Source organism: Leifsonia tongyongensis (assembly GCF_010686705.1).
Classification (GTDB): domain Bacteria; phylum Actinomycetota; class Actinomycetes; order Actinomycetales; family Microbacteriaceae; genus Diaminobutyricibacter; species Diaminobutyricibacter tongyongensis.
The window spans coordinates 197405-215733 of sequence record NZ_JAAGWY010000003.1; the positions used below are offsets into that span (position 1 = coordinate 197405).

Genomic DNA, 18329 nt, shown 5'->3' on the forward strand with positions numbered 1-18329 from the left:
TACCCATGCTGGCACATCCCTGCGCATCCGCTCGTCAGGCGTTCACGATCCGTGCAGGTGTCTCGACTACTCTTGTGCAAGAAGTTCTATGGCTTGCCGCGCACATTATGCGGCGCCCCAGTGGGAAACGGGTATATGAACGGTCGCATCCTGGTTGTCGACGACGACACCGCCCTGGCCGAGATGATCGGCATCGTGCTGCGCACAGAGGGTTTCGATCCACAGTTCTGCGAGGACGGCGCGCTCGCCCTCGATGTGTTCCGCACGTCCAAGCCCGATCTCGTGCTGCTCGACCTGATGCTTCCCGGTGTCGACGGCATCGAGGTGTGCGGGCGCATCCGTGCCGAATCGGGGACGCCGATCATCATGCTCACGGCGAAGTCCGACACGGCGGATGTGGTCAAGGGGCTCGAATCCGGCGCCGACGACTACATGGTCAAACCCTTCAATCCCAAGGAGCTCGTGGCGCGCATCCGGACCCGGCTCCGCCCGGCCGCGCCGGCCCCCGCGGTCGACACGCTCCGGATCGGCGACCTGGTGCTCGACGTGGCAGGCCACGAGGTCAGGCGCGGAGAGACACGCATCAACCTCACACCGCTCGAGTTCGACCTCCTGCTCGCGCTGGCATCCAAGCCGCAGCAGGTCTTCACCAGGGAGATGCTGCTCGAACAGGTCTGGGGCTACCACTACAAGGCGGACACCCGGCTGGTGAACGTCCATGTGCAGCGCCTTCGGGCCAAGGTCGAGGACGACCCGGACAACCCGAGGATCGTCATGACCGTGCGCGGGGTCGGATACCGCGCAGGCGCAGTCACGTAGGAGTGGTGGTGGCTGAGGATTCCCGTACCCAGACGAGGGGTGGGCCCCGCGGGCTGGGCTGGCGGCAGTGGTGGACGGCTGCCGGGTCGCGCCTGGCGCACCTGTGGCGTACCTCCCTCCAGGTGCGCACGGTGACCATCACGCTCGCGCTCACGGGCATCGCCATCCTCGTCACCGGCATCTACATGTCGCTCAGCATCGCGAACGACCTGTACCAGTCGCGACTCGATCAGGCGCTCCGTGATTCGAGCAGGGCGACGACAGCGGCGCAGACTACTCTGAATGCCTCGGACATCACGGGCGGGGACTCGGTCAGGAACCTGCTCGATTCGGCACTGCGGACGGCGTCGACGTCGTCGTCCAGCCGGCTGATCGCCGCGTTCCGCGTGCCCGGACAGGAACCGACTTTCCTCGCTCCGGCCGATCGCCTGAGTCCCGGACTCTCCGGCGACGTCATCTCCAAGGAGCTCCGCACGGCCGTTCAGCACGGTGGCACGAAGCAGTTCTACCAGTCGGTGAAGCTCGTCTCGGCCAGCGGTTCGTCCGACCCCGGGATCGTCGTCGGATCGCAGCTGACCCTCCCCGTCGTCGGGCATTACGAGCTGTACATCGGCTACGACCTCAGCGACGCCGAGAGCACCCTGGTCTTCGTGCAGAACACGCTGCTGCTCGCCGGTCTGGCACTGATCCTGCTGATCGGCGCCGTGACGTGGGTGATCGTGCGGTTCGTGGTGCGCCCGATCCGGGTGGCGGCGCAGACGAGCGAGCGGCTCGCCGCAGGCGACCTCGCGGTCCGGATGCCCGAGAAGGGCGAAGACGTCTTCACCTCGCTCGCCCGGTCGTTCAACGGGATGGCCGACAGCCTCCAGAGCCAGATCAACCAGCTCGCCACCCTGTCGCAGCTGCAGCAGCGGTTCGTCTCCGACGTGTCGCACGAACTCAGGACCCCGCTCACGACCATCCGCCTCGCCGGCGACGTCATCTACGACCAGCGCGAGAGCTTCCCGCCTGCGACCGAGCGCACGGCGGAACTGCTGCACACCCAGATCGAGCGATTCGACCTGCTGCTCTCCGACCTCCTCGAGATCAGCCGCTACGACGCAGGATCGGTGGTGCTCGACCCCGAGCCCACCAACCTCGTGCGTCTCGCGGAAGATGCGATCGACGGCATGCACACCCTCGCCGAGCAGAACGGGAGCGAGCTGCGGCTCGAGGCGCCCGGCGGCTACTTCGAAGTCGGGATGGATCCGCGCCGCATCCGCCGCATCGTGCGGAACCTCCTCGGAAACGCGATCGAGCACGGCGAAGGCAAACCGGTCGTGGTGATGGTCGACAGCAACGAGAGCGCGGTCGCCCTCTCGGTGCGCGACTACGGGCTGGGGATGAACCAGCAGGAGGTCAACCACGTGTTCGACCGGTTCTGGCGCGCCGACCCGTCGCGTAAGCGGACCATCGGCGGGACAGGACTCGGGCTCGCGATCTCACTCGAAGACGCCACACTGCACTCGGGCTGGTTGCAGGTCTGGTCGGCGCCCGGGGCGGGCTCCTGCTTCCGGTTGACCCTGCCCCGCGTGCCAGGGCGGGGGATAGCGTCGTCACCGCTTCCGCTACCGCCGGAGGATGCCGCGACGGCGGGAGACGCGGGGGATCGCAGCGGACGGAGCGCGTCCCCGGGCGACACGACGGCGGGCGGCACGGCTGCGGGCGGGGCGCGCGCATCCGGAGACCGAGGCAGGCCGACCGACAGCGAGGCCGTGGAGAAGGCGGAAGCGGAGGTGCACCCGTGAGGTCTCGCTTCGCCGCACGCCTTCGCGTCGTTGCCCTGCTGACGGCGTTCGCCGCAGCGCTCGCCGGCTGTGCGAGCATCCCCGACTCGGGCCCTGTTCGCCAGGGTGCGCCGATCGCGCAGCGCAACGACACCCTCGACCTCGACTTCAACCCGTCGCCGCCCGCGAAAGGCGCCACGCAGGACCAGATCGTCCACGGATTCATCGACGCGGCATCGAGCCCGAAGAACGACTTCAACGTAGCGCGGCAGTACCTGACCGCCGCGATGTCCTCATCGTGGAACCCGAACGAGTCCGTGACCGTCGACCAGGGGACCGGCCGCCTCTACAACCAGCTCTCCAACGGACCGGCGGCCGCACGCTGGCAGGTCGACGTGACCCCTGTCGCGAACGTGGACTCGGTCGGCGCCTACCACGGGGTCTCGTCGACCGCACCGGTCTCGCTCCGCTACGACCTGGTCAAGGTCGACGGGGAGTGGCGCATCTCCGTCGCGCCGAACGGCGTCGTCATCGACGACCCCACGTTCCGTGCGGTGTATGCGCCGCAGACGCTGTACTTCTACAACGCGTCGTTCACCTACCTGGTGCCGGACCTGCGCTGGTTCCCGTCGCGCGTCGGCAATGCGGCGACGCGGGTCACCAATGCGGTGCTGGCCGGTCCGGCCAAGTGGCTGGTGGGCGCGGTCGCGTCGGCCTTCCCGCCCGGCACCCAGCTCGCGCTGCCGTCCGTCACGATCTCGAACGGCAGGGCGGACGTCGATCTCAGTTCGCAGGCCGGCCAGGCGGACGCGCTCACTCTGCAGCGGATGAAGTTCCAGCTCCAGCAGAGCCTCGGTTCCATCGTGCAGTCCGTCCAGTTGTCGATCGAGGGCACGACGCAGTCGGTGGAAGATCTCTCGGCCGCCAACACGCCCATCCAGGATCCGCAGGTCGACAACCACGCGCTCGTGTACCGCGGAGGGCAGTTCGGCCTGCTCACCGCCACAGGGGTCGAGGACATCCCCGGTATCTCCCCGAAGGTGGCCGCGCTGCATCCGACCTCCGTGTCGCTGACGGCCGGACATGACAGCGCCGTGGCGCTCGCACAGGGCCACGTCTACCTCGTCCGCAAGGCGGACGCGGCCGCGAAGCGGGTGGATGCGCGCCCAGGGCTCATCGCACCGGCACTCGACAACTACGGCTATGCGTGGTCCGTGCCGGCCGACCGGCCGGGGGCTCTCGTCGCGATAGGAGCGGACGGGGTCCAGAAGGCGATCAAGACGAACTGGCCGAACGCGACGCAGATCGTTTCGCTCGAGGTCTCCCGTGACGGAACCCGGGTCATCGCCGTGCTCCAGTCCGGGGCGTCCTACTCCCTTGTCGCCTCCGGCATCGTGCGCGCCCAGGGCAACCTGCCGGCCTCGCTCACCGAGCCGATCGAACTCGGACTGGGCACAGGGCGCCCGCTCGCGGCGACCTGGATCAGCCAGCTGAACGTGGCCGTGCTGAGCAACACCGGCGAGGACAACACCGCCATCGCACTCCAGCAGATCGGCGGCACGCTGAACTCGACGGGCGGCCCGGCGAACGGATCCACGATCGTCGGCGCCTCTGGGCTGTCGTCGTACCTGGTGCTGACGGCCGACGGATCGCTCCAGGCGCCGACGGGCACGGGCTGGCAGGCGCAGACCGACAAGCTCGGAGCTCTGGGGACGCAGCTGGGGCAGCCACAGTAGCGACACAGCTCCACAGCACGCCCTCCACAGTGAGGCGGAGCGCTCGGCTGTCCACAGATCCTCCGGCGCGGCCCCGGGATGCGTTGCGGGGCAGGAAGATCGGGGAATGCCATCCCTGCCGCCGTTCGTGCGCGAAGCCGTGCTCGACGCTCTCGCCGTGCTGGCGCCGACCGAGTGCAGCGGATGCGGTGAGCCCGACCGCGCGCTCTGCGCCTCCTGCCGGGAGGCCCTCGAGCCCGTCCCTGCGCTCGTCGAGCTTCCGGAGTTCCGCGTCTGGGCCGCCCTCGACTACGCGTCCGCGCCGAGGGCGGTGCTCCTCGCCTTCAAGGACGGTGGTCGAACGGATGCCGCCCGTGCGCTCGGTGCAGCGCTGCGAGCGTCGGTCGTCGCCGCGCTGCACGACGCCGCCCTGCACGACGCCGCGCCGCGCGACGCCGCGCCGCGCGATGGGCCGGGTGGCGTCCACATCGCAACCGTTCCCTCATCGCGGGAGGCGTTCCGGCGCCGCGGCTACCGCCCGGTCGAACTCCTCCTGGCCCGGGCCGGCCTGCGAAGCGAACGGGTGCTGCGGCCCGTCAGGCCGACGGCGGACCAGGCCTCGCTCGGCGTCGCGCAGCGAGCTCTCAATCGGGCCGGGTCGCTGCGCGCAGTGCCGCGTGCGGCGGGCCGCAGCTACCTGCTCGTCGACGACATCCTGACCACTGGATCGACCCTCCGGGAGGCGGCCAGGGCGCTCCGGGCGGCCGGCGCCCGCGTCGTCGGCGGTGCCGTCGTAGCCCGAACGGAGCGCCGCGATGGGCTGAACGGATGGGATGGCGATACAGGTAGATTCACGGGTGACTTATGAACGGGTCGGCACTACGGTAGGGGAAAAGGCGTGGATGACTCGCCCTTCGTGATCCGGGCGGTGTGACACGCCGGTCAGGGAGGCCCTCATGGAAATCAACATCGTCGGACGCAACCTCGGCATCACTGATCGATTCCGTGAATACGCGACGGAGAAGGCCGCCAAGGTCACTCACCTCGCGGAGCGCGCGATCACTTTCGAGATCAAAGTGAGCCGCCACAACGAGAAGCTCGGCAGCCAGAACGGCGATGACCGCGTCGAGCTCACGTTGGTAGGGCCGGGGGCCGTGGTGCGCGCCGAAGCGACGGGCACCGACAAGTACGCTGCGTTCGACGTTGCCATCGCCCGACTCCTCGAACGTGTGAGACGCGCGAAGGACAGGCGCAAGGTGCATCGCGGACAGCATCGCCCGACATCCCTCCGCGAAGCGAGCACCGGCGGGTTCAGCGTCGTCGACATCACTCCGGCGCCCGTGGCGGTGCTCGACCAGGTACGTACGGGGTCGGTGCCGGTCGTCGCGGATGAACCGAAGGCGAGTGAGGAGTCCGACGACTACTGCCCGGTGGTCATCCGCAAGAAGGTGTTCGCCTCCGTACCGATGACCGTCGACGACGCTCTCTACTACATGGAGCTCGTCGGGCATGACTTCTATCTCTTCATCGACCAGGAGACGACCAGGCCGAGCGTCGTCTACCGCCGCAAAGGCTGGGACTACGGTGTGATTTCGCTCGACGAAGACGCCGACGAACTGCAGGAGGTCGCGACAGCGAGCCGCAAGCTCAGCCACTGAGAACCTGAACGTGTTCGGGGGCTGAGCAGGCTCAGCCCCCGAACAAGTAGCATTGCTATAGTTGCCGGCTGCGGTCGGTTAGTACGCGTGCGTCCGGCCGGACGACAGGCGCATGACGCGCCCAGACATACAAAGTGGAGTGCATCAGTGGCCTCAGTACTGGAAAAGGTTCTCCGTGTCGGCGAGGGTCGCATCCTTCGCAAGCTCGAGGGGTACGCCAGGGCGGTCAACGCTCTCGAAGACGACTTCCAGGAGCTCACGGACGACGAGCTGAAACACGAGACCGTCGAACTGCGTGAGCGGTACAGCAACGGCGAGTCGCTCGACGACCTGCTGCCCGAGGCGTTCGCCGCAGTGCGGGAAGCGGCGAAGCGGACCCTCGGCATGCGTCACTTCGACGTGCAGATCATGGGCGGCGCGGCCCTTCATCTCGGCAACATCGCCGAGATGAAGACCGGTGAGGGCAAGACCCTCGTCGCGACGACGGCCGCCTACCTGAACGCCATCGCCAGCCGCGGCGTCCACGTCGTCACGGTCAACGACTACCTCGCGAGCTACCAGAGCGAACTGATGGGCCGCGTCTTCCGTGCTCTCGGCATGTCGACAGGCGTGATCCTCGCCGGCCAGACGCCCGAGGAGCGACGCGAGCAGTACGCCGCCGACATCACCTACGGCACGAACAACGAGTTCGGTTTCGACTACCTGCGCGACAACATGGCGTGGCAGGCGGCCGACATGGTCCAGCGCGGGCACTTCTTCGCGATCGTCGACGAGGTCGACTCGATCCTCATCGACGAGGCCCGCACGCCGCTGATCATCTCCGGTCCGGCATCCGGTGAGGCCAACCGGTGGTTCAACGAGTTCGCGAGCCTCGCCAACCGCCTCACCGCCGACGTCGACTACGAGGTCGATGAGAAGAAGCGCACTGTGGGTGTGCTCGAGCCCGGAATCGAGAAGGTCGAGGACTACCTCGGCATCGACAACCTCTACGAGTCGGCGAACACGCCGCTGATCTCGTTCCTGAACAACGCGATCAAGGCGAACGCCTTGTTCAAGCGCGACAAGGACTACGTCGTGATGAACGGCGAGGTGCTCATCGTCGACGAGCACACCGGCCGCATCCTCATGGGCCGCCGCTACAACGAGGGCATCCACCAGGCGATCGAGGCGAAAGAGGGCGTCGCGGTCAAGGCCGAGAACCAGACGCTCGCCACGGTGACCCTGCAGAACTACTTCCGCCTGTACAAGAAGCTCTCCGGTATGACCGGTACCGCCGAGACCGAGGCGGCGGAATTCATGAGCACGTACAAGCTCGGAGTCGTGCCGATCCCGACCAACAAGCCCATGCAGCGGCTCGACCAGTCGGACCTCGTCTACAAGAACGAAGAGTCCAAGTTCGCACAGGTCGTCGAAGACATCGTGCGACGCCACGAAAAGGGCCAGCCGGTACTGGTGGGCACCACGAGCGTCGAGAAGAGCGAATACCTCTCCCGCCTGCTCGCGAAGAAGGGCGTGCGCCACGAGGTCCTGAACGCCAAGAACCACGCTCGCGAGGCCGCCATCGTGGCTCAGGCCGGGCGACTCGGATCGGTGACCGTCGCCACCAACATGGCAGGTCGTGGAACGGACATCATGCTCGGCGGGAACGCCGAGTTCATCGCCGTCGCCGAGATGAACGCCCGAGGCCTCTCGCCCATTGAGACGCCTGACGAGTACGAGGCCGCGTGGGACGCCGTCTACGACGAAGTCAAGGCGAAGGTCCAGGAAGAGGCCGACAAGGTCATCGACGCAGGCGGGCTGTACGTCCTCGGCACCGAGCGACACGAATCGCGACGCATCGACAACCAGCTGCGCGGACGCAGCGGCCGCCAGGGCGACCCGGGCGAGAGCCGCTTCTACCTCTCCCTGACCGACGACCTGATGCGCCTGTTCAACGCCGGTGCAGCGGAAAGCCTGATGGGTCGCGGGAACGTTCCAGACGATCTCGCGATCGAGTCGAAAGTCGTGAGCCGCGCCATCCGCAGTGCACAGTCCCAGGTCGAGGCCCGCAATGCCGAGATCCGCAAGAACGTCCTCAAATACGACGACGTTCTGAACCGCCAGCGCGAGGCGATCTACAGCGACCGCCGTCACATCCTCGAAGGCGACGACCTGCACGAGCGCACCCAGAAGTTCCTCACCGACGTGATCGACGAGGTGCTCGATTCGCACACCGGCGACGGAAACGGCGACGACTGGGACTTCGACGCGCTCTGGAACGAGCTCAAGACGCTCTACCCGGTCGGTGTGACGATCGACGAGGTCATCTCGGAGGCCGGCAACCGCGGGCGGATCAACCGCGACTTCATGCGGCGAGAGATCCTTTCGGACGCGCGCCTCGCGTACCAGCGTCGTGAGGAGAGCCTCGGCTCGCCGGCGATGCGCGAACTCGAGCGTCGTGTCGTGCTCTCGGTGATCGACCGTCGCTGGCGTGACCACCTCTACGAGATGGACTACCTCAAGGACGGCATCGGGCTCCGCGCCATGGCCCAGCGTGATCCTCTCGTCGAGTACCAGCGCGAAGGCTATGCGATGTTCCAGCAGATGATGGGACAGATTCGCGAGGAGACCGTCGGCTTCCTGTTCAACCTCGAAGTCGAGGTGAACCAGGCGCCCGGCGAAGTCGCTGGGCCGTCGGTCGCAGCGAAGGGCCTCGCCCGCGCCGAAGCCGAACAGCAGCGGCTGAGCTATTCCGCCCCGAGCGATTCGGGCGGCGTCGAGGTGCGCGACCAGCGCGGCCAGCTCGAGCAGGCGGCCACCGCCCGCGCCCAGCGAGCCCAGGCCGAGGCGAACGCTCCGGCGCAGCCGCCCGCCCAGGGCGCGACCCAGCGCGGCGCGTTCGGGCAGCGAGTCGAAGAAGGGCAGGCGCCGGTCAACCGCGCCGAGCGACGTGCACAGGAGAAGAAGCGCCGCTGAGCCGGCCAGGCGTCACGAACGCCGACGCCGGGGAGCTGACCTCCCCGGCGTCCGTCCTCGGTGCGGTCAGAGGACGTTGATCGCGCTCGCCCGCCAGCGCCCTTCGAAGGATTCGAGCCGGATCGCGACTGCGCGCGAGCGGGAACGCTGGTGCACGACGACGACCGCCTCGATCGCGTCTTCGCGCGGATAGGTGATGCGAGGCTCCCCGACGGTCAGCTGCGGACGGCGCACCGTGCCGCCCGTGACCTGCCGGGCGCGACTGGCGAGCACCACGCGTTTGAGCAGGTGACGGTACACGTCGTCGGTCACCCAACGGGAGAGCTGGTCGAGGCCGCGCACGCCTGCGAGGACTTCGACGACGCAGCGCGCCAGGTTCAGCAGCAGCGTCGACGGGTCGGGCAGACCGAAGCGCGACGGAACGCGGGTTCCGAAATAGTTGTCACGCAGGCCGCTCGCTGCCTCGAGCCGCGGCCGGCGGACGGCCTCGCGTGCGTGCTCGCGATGTTCGTGTAGAGCGTGACTCATGGATTCCCCTCGGTTCGTGCCCGCGGAGTCGCGGACAGCACGTGTGGCGCGATCGTCGCAGTCGACGTACGGTCAACATCCGGGGCCCGCCCTGCCCGGTGACCTGTCGCGTTGGTCAGCAACTCAAGCAGCTACAGCGTGCTGCTGTCCAGAGACCACGAACCGTGTGGATAACTCCGGGCGCCGAACGGAGCACAGGACGCGGCTGCCTAGACTAGGTGCGTGTCGACGCTCAGTGATCTCGTGCTTGCCCAAGGACGCTCTTCGGAGGTCGATGTCGACTGGCTGCACATGCTCGTCGGCGACTGGCAGCTCCTCGCCGACCTGGCGTTCGCCGACATTGTGCTCTGGGTGCCCACCGATGACGGCAGTTTCGTCGCCGTCGCCCACGCTCGTCCGTCGAGTGCGGCGACCCTCTTCTACCGCGACTTCGTCGGGCAGCGCATCAAAGCCGACTGGCGCCAGCAGGTGACGGAAGCGTTCGAGACGAAGCGGATCATCGACACCTCAGCACCGGACTGGTTCGAGGAGACACCGACCCGGGTGCGCGCAGTGCCGGTGATCCGCAGGCTCAGCGCCGTCTCGCCCGACACGGCCGACCAGCCGGTCGCGGTGATCACACGCCACTCCAACCTGAGCGAGGCGCGCACCCCGAGCCGCCAGGAGCTCACCTTCAACGACTGCGCAAACGACCTGTTCACCATGATCGCGACCGGGGACTTCCCCGATCTGGGCGCTCCGGCGGGACCTCGCAGGGGAGCGCCTCGTGCGTCCGACGGCCTGCTCCGCCTCGACGTCGACGGTGTCACGACGTTCGCGAGCCCCAATGCGCTGTCAGCGTTCAACCGCATGGGCTTCACGGACGAACTCGAGGGCGAATCGCTCGCCGAGGTCACCACCCGCCTGCTGAGCGGCCGGATGGCCGTCGACGAGTCCCTACCGCTCGTCGTCACGGGCCGGGCGCCGTGGCGCACCGACATCGAAGCGCGCGGAGTGACCGTATCGCTGCGTGCCATCCCGATCCGCAACCGCGGTGAGCGGATCGGCGCGATCGTGCTGTGCCGCGATGTGAGCGAGCTGCGCCACCAGGAGCGCGAGCTCATCACCAAGGATGCGACCATCCGCGAGATCCACCACCGGGTGAAGAACAACCTGCAGACGGTCGCGTCGCTGTTGCGCATCCAGGCCAGGCGGACGCATTCGGATGAAGCGCGTGAGGCCCTCAGCCAGGCGATGCGTCGTGTCGCCGCCATCGCGGTCGTGCACGACACGTTGTCGACCGGGCTCGCGCAGATCGTCGACTTCGACGACGTCTTCGACCGCGTGCTGCTGCTCGTCGCCGAAGTCGCGTCGAGTCACAACACCACCGTCCACCCCAAATCGTCGGGAAGTTTCGGCGTTCTTCCCAGCGAATACGCGACCCCGCTCGCACTCGCCCTGACGGAGCTCGTGACGAACGCCGTCGAGCATGGTCTAGCGGGCCGAGAAGGCCAGGTCGAGATCATCGCCGACCGCTCGGACGACATGCTCACCGTCAAGGTCGTCGACAACGGGTCGGGCCTTCCGGAAGGCAAAGTCGGCTCCGGACTGGGCACGCAGATCGTCCGCACCCTGATCCAGGGCGAACTGGGCGGCACGATCGACTGGCACACGATGATGGGGCAGGGAACCGAAGTGACGATCGACGTACCGCTGCGCTACCTGACGAAGGCCTGACGGATGAGCGGGAGCGATGTGCTCGACGGGAGGATCTTCGACATGGTCTCGTCGACGGCGAGCGTCGTGTCGGGCGTCGCTCCGACACGTTTCCGCTACAGCGAACGCGACGGTGTGGTCTGGGGTGAGTACCGGGGCGACACGGTCACGGAGGGCCGTTTCTGCGGCAGCCGCGACGGAGACGAACTGCGCGTCGCCTTCGTCCACCGGTCGACGACGGGAGCCCTGGTGTCCGGCGAGGCGACGTCCACCATCTCGCGCGAGGCGGATGGGAGACTCCTGCTCACCGAAGACTTCGCCGGGGCGGACGGGTCACCACAGGTCAGCGTGTGCCGCGAGATCCTCGACGGCGGCGGCGACGCGGTCAGGAAGCGCGACGGGCGCGCGCGGCGCGGCGCTTGAGCGCGCGGCGCTCGTCTTCGGACAGACCACCCCAGACGCCGGAGTCCTGCCCGGTCTCCAGCGCGTACTGGAGGCAGATCTCAGTGACCGTGCAGCGTGCGCACACGGACTTCGCCTTGTCGATCTGGTCGACGGCGGGCCCGGTGTTGCCGACGGGGAAGAACAGTTCCGGGTCAGCGGTGAGGCAGGCTGCCTTGTCGCGCCAGTCCATGGGGGTGCTCCTTTGTAGCTGGGTGCATGGCCGAACGGCCTAGAATGCGGTGGGGTAAGCGTCGAGTTACAGGGTGAATGATCCGTGGGGATGAGACCTGCCCACGACCCTGTGAGCGTCAACTCGACCTCAAATATGCTCCCATACTGGTAAATGCAAATCAACAGTTTTGGATGAGATAACCCTGTGAACACAAGCGCGCAACCTTCGGATGGTATGCCCCCGGCCGAAGGATCCCCGTCCCCGGTGCGTCCGCCGCTCCTCATTGCGCTCGCCGTGCTGCTTTTTCTCGAGGCGCTCGGGGCGATCGCGCTGGTCGTCTGGCTGGTCGTCGAACTCGTCGCAGCGGGTCCGGAATCGTACGCGAGCGGCGTCGCGCTCCTCGTGCTCGCGGTTCTCGCTGCGGCGTGGATCGCATTCACGGCTGTCTCGACACTTCGCCTGAAGTCGTGGGTACGCGCCTCTGCAGTCACCTGGCAGGTGCTGCAGATCGCCGTCGCGATCGGAAGCTTCCAGGGGCTCTACGCCCCGCCCGACCTGGGCTGGGCGTTGCTCGTCCCCGCCCTCGCCGGCATCGGTCTCGCCCTGTCACCATCGGTCGTACGGGCGACGACGCGCAACAAATCGGAACACGATTAGCTTCTGCCGGGAACAGAAGCGAGACTCGAAGGGTTATGCCTGAGACCGTGACTGATTCAATTCCTGCCACCCTTGTGCCTGCATCCATCGTCGACGCCGCAAGGGCGGCCCACCCCGAATGGCGCGCGTGGCGTCTCGAATCGGTCACCGGCCCCACGGGCAACCTGAGCCTCATAGAGACCCGCTGGCTTCCTGACGGCGCCGAGACGACGCCGGAGGCGGCGCTCGCGGGCCAGCCGGCGTCGGTCGTGGCGACCCTCATCCAGCGGCGCAACCTGGACACCGGCGCCCCCGAGCGGGGCGTGCGGCTGTGGGATGCAGACGCGCCCGCCATCCGCGCGTTCGAGACGGTCACGGCCTTCCCCTTCAATCCGGACTGGGTCATCGAGGCCGAGTTCACGCCGGTCTCGGCAGAGCGCTCCGTGCCGTTCGAGCACATCCGCGACAACGGCGGCACCCGTGACCTCGTCGTCCCCGGCGACATCACCTTCACCCGCGACCGCGTCGACTACTCGCTGAGCGCCTTCGACGACGACGGGACGCTGCTGCTCGTCTTCGGCGACGCGAGCAATGGGGCCGACGGACCGGACGGAACCTACGCTTCCGGACGTTTCCTGTTCGTGCATCGCATCGACGGCGAGCCGGGCCGCGTCCTCCTCGACTTCAACCGCGCGTTCGTCCCGCCCTGTGGTTTCTCCAGCCAGTACAACTGTCCGCTGCCGCCGCGGAACAACCGCTTCGGTCTCGTCGTCGACGCAGGCGAGAAGCGGGTCGTCTTCCGCGACGGCTACGACATGTTGACTCAGACTGACGCAGCCTGACGGCGACCCTTTCGCACCACCCGCGCAACGACCCGCGCACCATCTCATCCCGCACGACCCGGCGGGGCGGACACCGCCCTGCCATCAGCACACAGCACAGGAGATCACTTTGAGAAAGTCAACGACGGCGGTCATCGCGACAGCCATCGCAGCAACACTCGCACTCGCCGGTTGCTCGGGCGGCGCATCGCAGACCGCATCCGGAAGCGGCGCATCCATCGCCGTGGGTTCGCTGTACGAGCCGCAGAACCTCGACAACACCGGCGGCGGCGGCCAGGGCGTGACCGAGGCGTTCAACGGGAACGTCTACCAGGGCCTGTTCCAGCTGACCGACGATGGCAAGGTCGTGCCGCAGCTCGCAGCCAAGACGGCCGTCTCAAGCGACGGACTCACCTACACGTTCACGCTCCGCGACGGTGTGAAGTTCCACTCCGGCAAGGCGCTCACGTCGGCCGACGTCAAGTCGAGCATCGAGCGTGTCGTCGCCCCCGACTCCCAGTCGGCCCGCAAGTCGAGCTTCGCCGTCGTGTCCTCGATCGCCACACCCGACGCCAAGACGGTCGTGGTGAAGCTGAAGAGCCGCTCGATCTCGTTCGTCTACAACCTCAGCTACATCTGGATCATCAACGCCGAGGCGAAGAACCTGAAGACCACCGAGGACGGCACGGGCCCCTACAAGCTCGGCTCGTGGAAGCGCGGAAGCTCGCTGAGCCTCGAACGCTGGAGTGGCTATTGGGGCACGCCCGCGAAGAACAAGGAAGTCGTCTTCGACTACTTCACCGACGCGACCGCGCTGTCGAACGCGCTGCTGACCAATCAGGTCGACGTCGTGACGAGCGTGCAGAGCCCGGATGCCCTCGCCCAGTTCGAAAGCAACAAGGATTTCGTCGTCAACAACGGCAAGTCGACCACCAAGGAACTCCTCGCATTCAACGACCGCGTCGCGCCGTTCAACAAGGCCGAGGTGCGCAAGGCCGTCTACTCCGCGATCGACACGAAGAAGCTGCTCAACTCCATCTGGGGCAACTACGGCACACTCATCGGCTCGATGGTGCCGCCGACCGACCCGTGGTACGAGGACCTCACCAAGGTGAACCCGTACGACGTCTCGCTCGCCAAGAAGGAGCTCGCCGCGGCGGGCTACCCGAAGGGCTTCACCTTCACGCTCGACACCCCGACGTACGACCCGCACCCCGCGGTGGCCGAGTTCCTCAAGAGCGAGCTGGCGAAGGTCGGCATCACGGTGAACATCAACTCGATCTCCGCCGACCAGTGGTACAGCAAGGTGTTCAAGGACCAGAACTTCCAGGCGACGCTCCAGGAGCACGTCAACGACCGCGACGTCGTCTGGTACGGCAACCCGGACTTCTACTGGGGCTACAACAACCCGCAGGTGACGAAGTGGGTGAACGAGGCCGAGCAGTCGACCACGGAGGCGCAGCAGACCGCCAAGCTGAAGCTCGTCAACGAGCAGATCGCGAAGGATGCGGCGAGCGCCTGGCTCTACCTCTACCCGCAGATCGTGGTCGCGTCGAGCACCCTCAGCGGTTACCCGCTGAACGGCCTGAACTCGCAGTTCTACGCCTACGACATCGTCAAGAAGTAACCGAACCATCCGTTTCGGCGCTCCGGGGCGCGCGAGCCGCAAGGACCGCGCCCCGGAGCGTTCAGCCGTGAGAACGCCATGACCATCTACCTCCTCCGACGATTCGCCTTCCTGGTCGTCTCGCTGCTGCTGGCGATGGTCGTGCTGTTCCTGCTGCTGCGGGTGCTGCCCGGCGACCCGTCCAATGCGCTCCTGTCGGTCAACGCGACGCCGGAGCAGATCGCCGCGGCCAAGGCGCAGGTGGGCTCCGACCAACCGCTCCTGCAGCAGTTCGCGACGTGGTTCGGGGGCATGCTCTCGTTCGACCTGGGCCGATCGTTCATCACGTCGCTTCCGGTCGGGCCCGAGATCGCCTCGCGACTGGCGGTGACCATTCCGCTGACCCTGCTCGCCTTCATGGTGGCCCTCGTGCTGGCTCTCGTCATCGGCTTCGTCGCCGCCTGGAAGTCGGACACCTGGTACGGCATCGCGCTCTCCGCCATCTCGCAGCTCGGGATCGCGGTGCCCGTGTTCTGGGTGGGCATCCTGCTCGTGAGCGCGTTCTCCATCAACCTGCGGATCTTCCCGTCCGGCGGGTTCCCCCGCGACGACTGGGCAGACCCCGCTGCCGCCCTGAACTCCCTGGCGCTTCCCGTCATCACCGTCGCCGTCGTGATGAGCGCATCCATCGCCCGGTACGTCCGGAGCGCGACACTCGATGTGATCGGCAGCGACTACCTGCGCAACGCGCGGGCACTCGGTTCGGGCTTCGGCCAGGCGATGCGGCACCACGGGATCCGCAACGGGTCGGTCCCGGTGATCTCGATCCTCGGAATCGAGCTCGCCACGACGTTCCTCGGCGCCGTCGTCGTCGAAAGCGTCTTCACCCTCCCCGGGCTCGGCAGCATGCTGCTCAAAGCGATCGCGCAACACGACTACCCGAACATCCAGGGCATCCTGTTCGTCAGCACGCTCGCCGTACTGATCATCGGATTCGCCGCCGACGTCGTGCAGCGGATCATCGACCCGCGCCTGCGCCAGAGCATCTCGGGCAACCGATGAGCGCCGTCGTCGAACAGGCTGCCGGGGGTGTGGTCGCGCCGACGAGGAGGCGCCGGAGCCGCTCGGCCACCCTCGGCATCGGCGCCGTGCTTGTCGGCATCGTCGTGGTCGTCGCCGTGGTGTCCTTCGTGTGGCTTCCGTACGCCCCGTCGGACATCTCGGGCAGCCGGCTCGCGGGCCCGGGAGCGGCGCACCTGCTCGGCACAGACAAGCTCGGGCGCGACCTCCTGACCCAGCTGATGATCGGCGCGCGCATCGCGCTCGCCGTCGGCATCGGATCGGTGGCGATCGGTGCTCTCATCGGCGTGACGCTGGGGCTGCTCGCAGCATTTGCGAGCACCTGGCTGGACGACACCATCTCCGCGGCGCTCGACATCGTGATCGCCTTCCCGACACTGTTGCTCGCCATGCTGATCGTGGCGGCGCAGGGTGCGTCCCTCGGCTCGGCCATCCTCGCCATCGGGCTGGCCATGTCCGCCGTCGTGGCGCGACTCACCCGTGTACTCGCCAAACGCATCCTGTCGCAGCAGTATGTGACGGCGGCCCGTACGTCCGGGACAGGCTGGCTCGGGATCGTCGGCCGGCACATCCTCCCCAACATCTGGCCGACGCTCAGTGTGAACCTCGCGCTCCAGTTCGGTGTCGCCGTACTCGCAGAAGCGAGCCTCTCCTACCTCGGTCTCGGCGCTCCGCCGCCGAACGCCTCGTGGGGGCGCCTGTTGCAGGAGGCGCAGGGCACCGTGTCGACCGCGCCGGTGGGGGCGATCGCACCCGGAGTCGCCCTGGTCGTGCTCGTGATCGGTGTGAACCTGGTCGCCGACGGACTGCGCGATGTCGCCGACCCGACGAGGAGGAGAGCGCGATGACCGGTCTGCAGGCCGCCAGGCTGCTCGACGTCCGATCGCTCGGGGTCGCGGCGGCAGACGGCACGCCACTGGTGCACGAGGTGAGCCTCACCGTCGAACCGGGGGAGCGCGTCGGTCTGATCGGAGAGTCGGGTTCGGGCAAGTCCCTCACGTCGTTCGCCGTCACCGGCCTGCTTCCGTCCGGTCTCACCGCGTCGGGGAGCGCGATCCTCGACGGCGTCGAAGTCGTCGGCGCACGAGAACGCGACCTGGTCCCGCTGAGGGGGCGCACCGCATCCGTGGTCTTCCAGGAGCCCCTGACCGCACTCGACCCGCTCATGCGGCTCGGCAAGCAGGTCGCCGCGCCTTTGAAGCGTCACCTCGGACTCCGTGGGGCGGCCCTCCGCAGCGCCGTGATCGACGCGCTCGCTGAGGTCAGCCTGCCCGACCCCGAGCGGATCGCGAAAGCGTACCCGCACGAGATCTCCGGCGGGCAGCGCCAGCGGGTCGCCATCGCCGCGGCGCTCGCCTGCCGTCCGCGACTGCTGATCGCCGACGAGCCCACCACCGCGCTCGACGTGACCGTTCAGGACGAGATCCTCACCCTTCTCGACAGCCTGGTCGCCGAGCGGGGGATGGCCCTGCTCTTCGTCAGCCACGACCTGGCCGTCGTCGCGCGGATGACCGACAGGGCCCTCGTGCTGCGGCACGGCCGCGTCGTCGAGGCCGGTCCCGTCGAGACCCTCCTGTCGGCGCCCACCGACCCGTACACCGTCGAACTGGTGCGGAGCGCACGCGCCCTCGACGCAGCCCTGGAGGTGTCATGAGCGCCATCCTGGAGCTGCGCAAAGCCGGGTATGCGTACCGGGGCAGCGTCACGCCTGCGCTCGAAGACATCTCCTTCGCCGTCGAGCCGGGGCAGAGCGTGGGTCTCGTCGGCGAGTCGGGAGCGGGGAAGACCACGCTCCTGAAGCTCATGCTGGGCCTGACCGCTCCGACCACAGGTGAAGTGCTGTTCGACGGTGAACGACTCGACCCGAAGGACAGAGCGAGGATGCGCGGCTTCCGGCGCGCGGTCCAGACGGTCTTCCAGGATCCGTACTCCTCGCTCGATCCCCGCCAGAGCGTCGGCCGCATCGTCGCCGAGCCTCTCCGTTCCCTCGGGATCGCGCGGGGTGCGGATGCATCCGCACGGGTCGCCGAAGCGCTCGGGTCGGTCGGCCTGGCGCCCGACGCGGCGTCCCGTTATCCGCACGAATTCTCCGGTGGTCAGCGGCAGCGCATCGCCATCGCCCGTGCGGTCGTCGGGCATCCGCGCCTGCTGCTGGCGGACGAGCCGGTCAGCGCGCTCGACGTGACGACGCGCATCCAGATCATCGACCTCCTGGCGGAGCTGGGGCAGACGCGGGGGCTGACCGTCGTGATGGTCTCCCACGACCTGAGTGTCGTCGCCGCGCTCTGCCGGCGGACGGTCGTGCTCCGCAACGGCCGCATCGTCGAGCAGGGTGAGACAGCGGAGGTGCTGGGCGCGCCCCGCGAGGACTACACCCGCCGCCTGCTGGAGTCGGTTCCCCGGCTGCCCGCCTAGCGCGCGGCGCAGCGGTCGA

Annotated in this window: 17 protein-coding genes; 15 read left to right on the plus strand and 2 right to left on the minus strand. The window is 67.7% G+C overall.

Features of this window, described 5'->3' with window-relative positions:
* The first annotated feature begins 135 nt into the window (after nt 1–135).
* The 6 genes from mtrA to secA all read left to right on the plus strand — a co-directional run bounded on the left by mtrA (nt 136) and on the right by secA (nt 8913).
* A complete protein-coding gene (mtrA, locus tag G3T36_RS14385; RefSeq protein WP_163290509.1) occupies nt 136–819 on the plus strand; it encodes an MtrAB system response regulator MtrA in 684 nt (227 codons plus the stop codon).
* An 8-nt stretch (nt 820–827) separates the two neighbouring features.
* Nucleotides 828–2606 carry an MtrAB system histidine kinase MtrB gene (mtrB, locus tag G3T36_RS14390; protein WP_420811052.1) on the plus strand — a complete coding sequence of 593 codons (1779 nt, stop codon included), beginning with the start codon at nt 828–830 and terminating at the stop codon, nt 2604–2606.
* Complete coding sequence (locus tag G3T36_RS14395) at nt 2603–4321, plus strand: LpqB family beta-propeller domain-containing protein (protein WP_338031589.1); 1719 nt, start codon at nt 2603–2605, stop codon at nt 4319–4321. Before mtrB ends, G3T36_RS14395 begins: the two co-directional genes overlap by 4 nt.
* Before the next feature lie 106 nt (nt 4322–4427).
* Nucleotides 4428–5168 (plus strand): ComF family protein, encoded by a 741-nt coding sequence (locus G3T36_RS14400; protein WP_163290510.1) that lies wholly within the window; start codon nt 4428–4430, stop codon nt 5166–5168.
* Nucleotides 5169–5256: 88 nt separating this feature from the next.
* Nucleotides 5257–5958 carry a ribosome hibernation-promoting factor, HPF/YfiA family gene (hpf, locus tag G3T36_RS14405; RefSeq protein WP_163290511.1) on the plus strand — a complete coding sequence of 234 codons (702 nt, stop codon included), beginning with the start codon at nt 5257–5259 and terminating at the stop codon, nt 5956–5958.
* Between the two features lie 147 nt (nt 5959–6105).
* Entirely contained in the window at nt 6106–8913 is a 2808-nt protein-coding gene (gene secA, locus G3T36_RS14410; protein WP_163290512.1) for a preprotein translocase subunit SecA, read from the plus strand.
* A 66-nt stretch (nt 8914–8979) separates the two neighbouring features.
* Here the strand turns inward: secA and G3T36_RS14415 are convergent, their stop codons facing one another.
* Entirely contained in the window at nt 8980–9441 is a 462-nt protein-coding gene (locus G3T36_RS14415; RefSeq protein WP_240148551.1) for an Rv3235 family protein, read from the minus strand.
* Between the two features lie 222 nt (nt 9442–9663).
* Between G3T36_RS14415 and G3T36_RS14420 the strand changes: the two genes are divergently transcribed.
* The gene (locus G3T36_RS14420; RefSeq protein ID WP_163290513.1) at nt 9664–11157 is read left to right on the plus strand and encodes a histidine kinase N-terminal domain-containing protein; all 1494 of its coding nucleotides are present in this window, start codon (nt 9664–9666) and stop codon (nt 11155–11157) included.
* A 3-nt stretch (nt 11158–11160) separates the two neighbouring features.
* Nucleotides 11161–11559: an avidin-fold protein gene (locus G3T36_RS14425; protein ID WP_163290514.1), complete on the plus strand. Its 399-nt coding sequence runs from the start codon at nt 11161–11163 to the stop codon at nt 11557–11559.
* On the opposite strand, the gene G3T36_RS14430 is transcribed toward G3T36_RS14425, so the two are convergent.
* Entirely contained in the window at nt 11522–11770 is a 249-nt protein-coding gene (locus G3T36_RS14430; protein WP_055890939.1) for a WhiB family transcriptional regulator, read from the minus strand. The genes G3T36_RS14425 and G3T36_RS14430 overlap by 38 nt on opposite strands.
* A gap of 246 nt (nt 11771–12016) precedes the next feature.
* Here G3T36_RS14430 and G3T36_RS14435 point away from each other — a divergent pair, with 246 nt between their 5' ends.
* The 7 genes from G3T36_RS14435 to G3T36_RS14465 all read left to right on the plus strand — a co-directional run bounded on the left by G3T36_RS14435 (nt 12017) and on the right by G3T36_RS14465 (nt 18310).
* Nucleotides 12017–12409 (plus strand): hypothetical protein, encoded by a 393-nt coding sequence (locus G3T36_RS14435; RefSeq protein ID WP_338031590.1) that lies wholly within the window; start codon nt 12017–12019, stop codon nt 12407–12409.
* A 47-nt stretch (nt 12410–12456) separates the two neighbouring features.
* Nucleotides 12457–13230 (plus strand): DUF1684 domain-containing protein, encoded by a 774-nt coding sequence (locus G3T36_RS14440; protein ID WP_338031591.1) that lies wholly within the window; start codon nt 12457–12459, stop codon nt 13228–13230.
* A gap of 109 nt (nt 13231–13339) precedes the next feature.
* On the plus strand, nt 13340–14836 hold the full coding sequence (locus G3T36_RS14445; protein ID WP_163290517.1) for an ABC transporter substrate-binding protein: 1497 nt from the start codon (nt 13340–13342) through the stop codon (nt 14834–14836).
* Nucleotides 14837–14914: 78 nt separating this feature from the next.
* On the plus strand, nt 14915–15877 hold the full coding sequence (locus G3T36_RS14450; protein ID WP_163290518.1) for an ABC transporter permease: 963 nt from the start codon (nt 14915–14917) through the stop codon (nt 15875–15877).
* The gene (locus tag G3T36_RS14455; protein WP_163290519.1) at nt 15874–16743 is read left to right on the plus strand and encodes an ABC transporter permease; all 870 of its coding nucleotides are present in this window, start codon (nt 15874–15876) and stop codon (nt 16741–16743) included. Before G3T36_RS14450 ends, G3T36_RS14455 begins: the two co-directional genes overlap by 4 nt.
* Nucleotides 16740–17549 (plus strand): ATP-binding cassette domain-containing protein, encoded by an 810-nt coding sequence (locus G3T36_RS14460; protein ID WP_163290520.1) that lies wholly within the window; start codon nt 16740–16742, stop codon nt 17547–17549. Before G3T36_RS14455 ends, G3T36_RS14460 begins: the two co-directional genes overlap by 4 nt.
* Nucleotides 17546–18310 carry an ABC transporter ATP-binding protein gene (locus G3T36_RS14465; RefSeq protein WP_163290521.1) on the plus strand — a complete coding sequence of 255 codons (765 nt, stop codon included), beginning with the start codon at nt 17546–17548 and terminating at the stop codon, nt 18308–18310. Before G3T36_RS14460 ends, G3T36_RS14465 begins: the two co-directional genes overlap by 4 nt.
* Nucleotides 18311–18329: the final 19 nt, after the last annotated feature.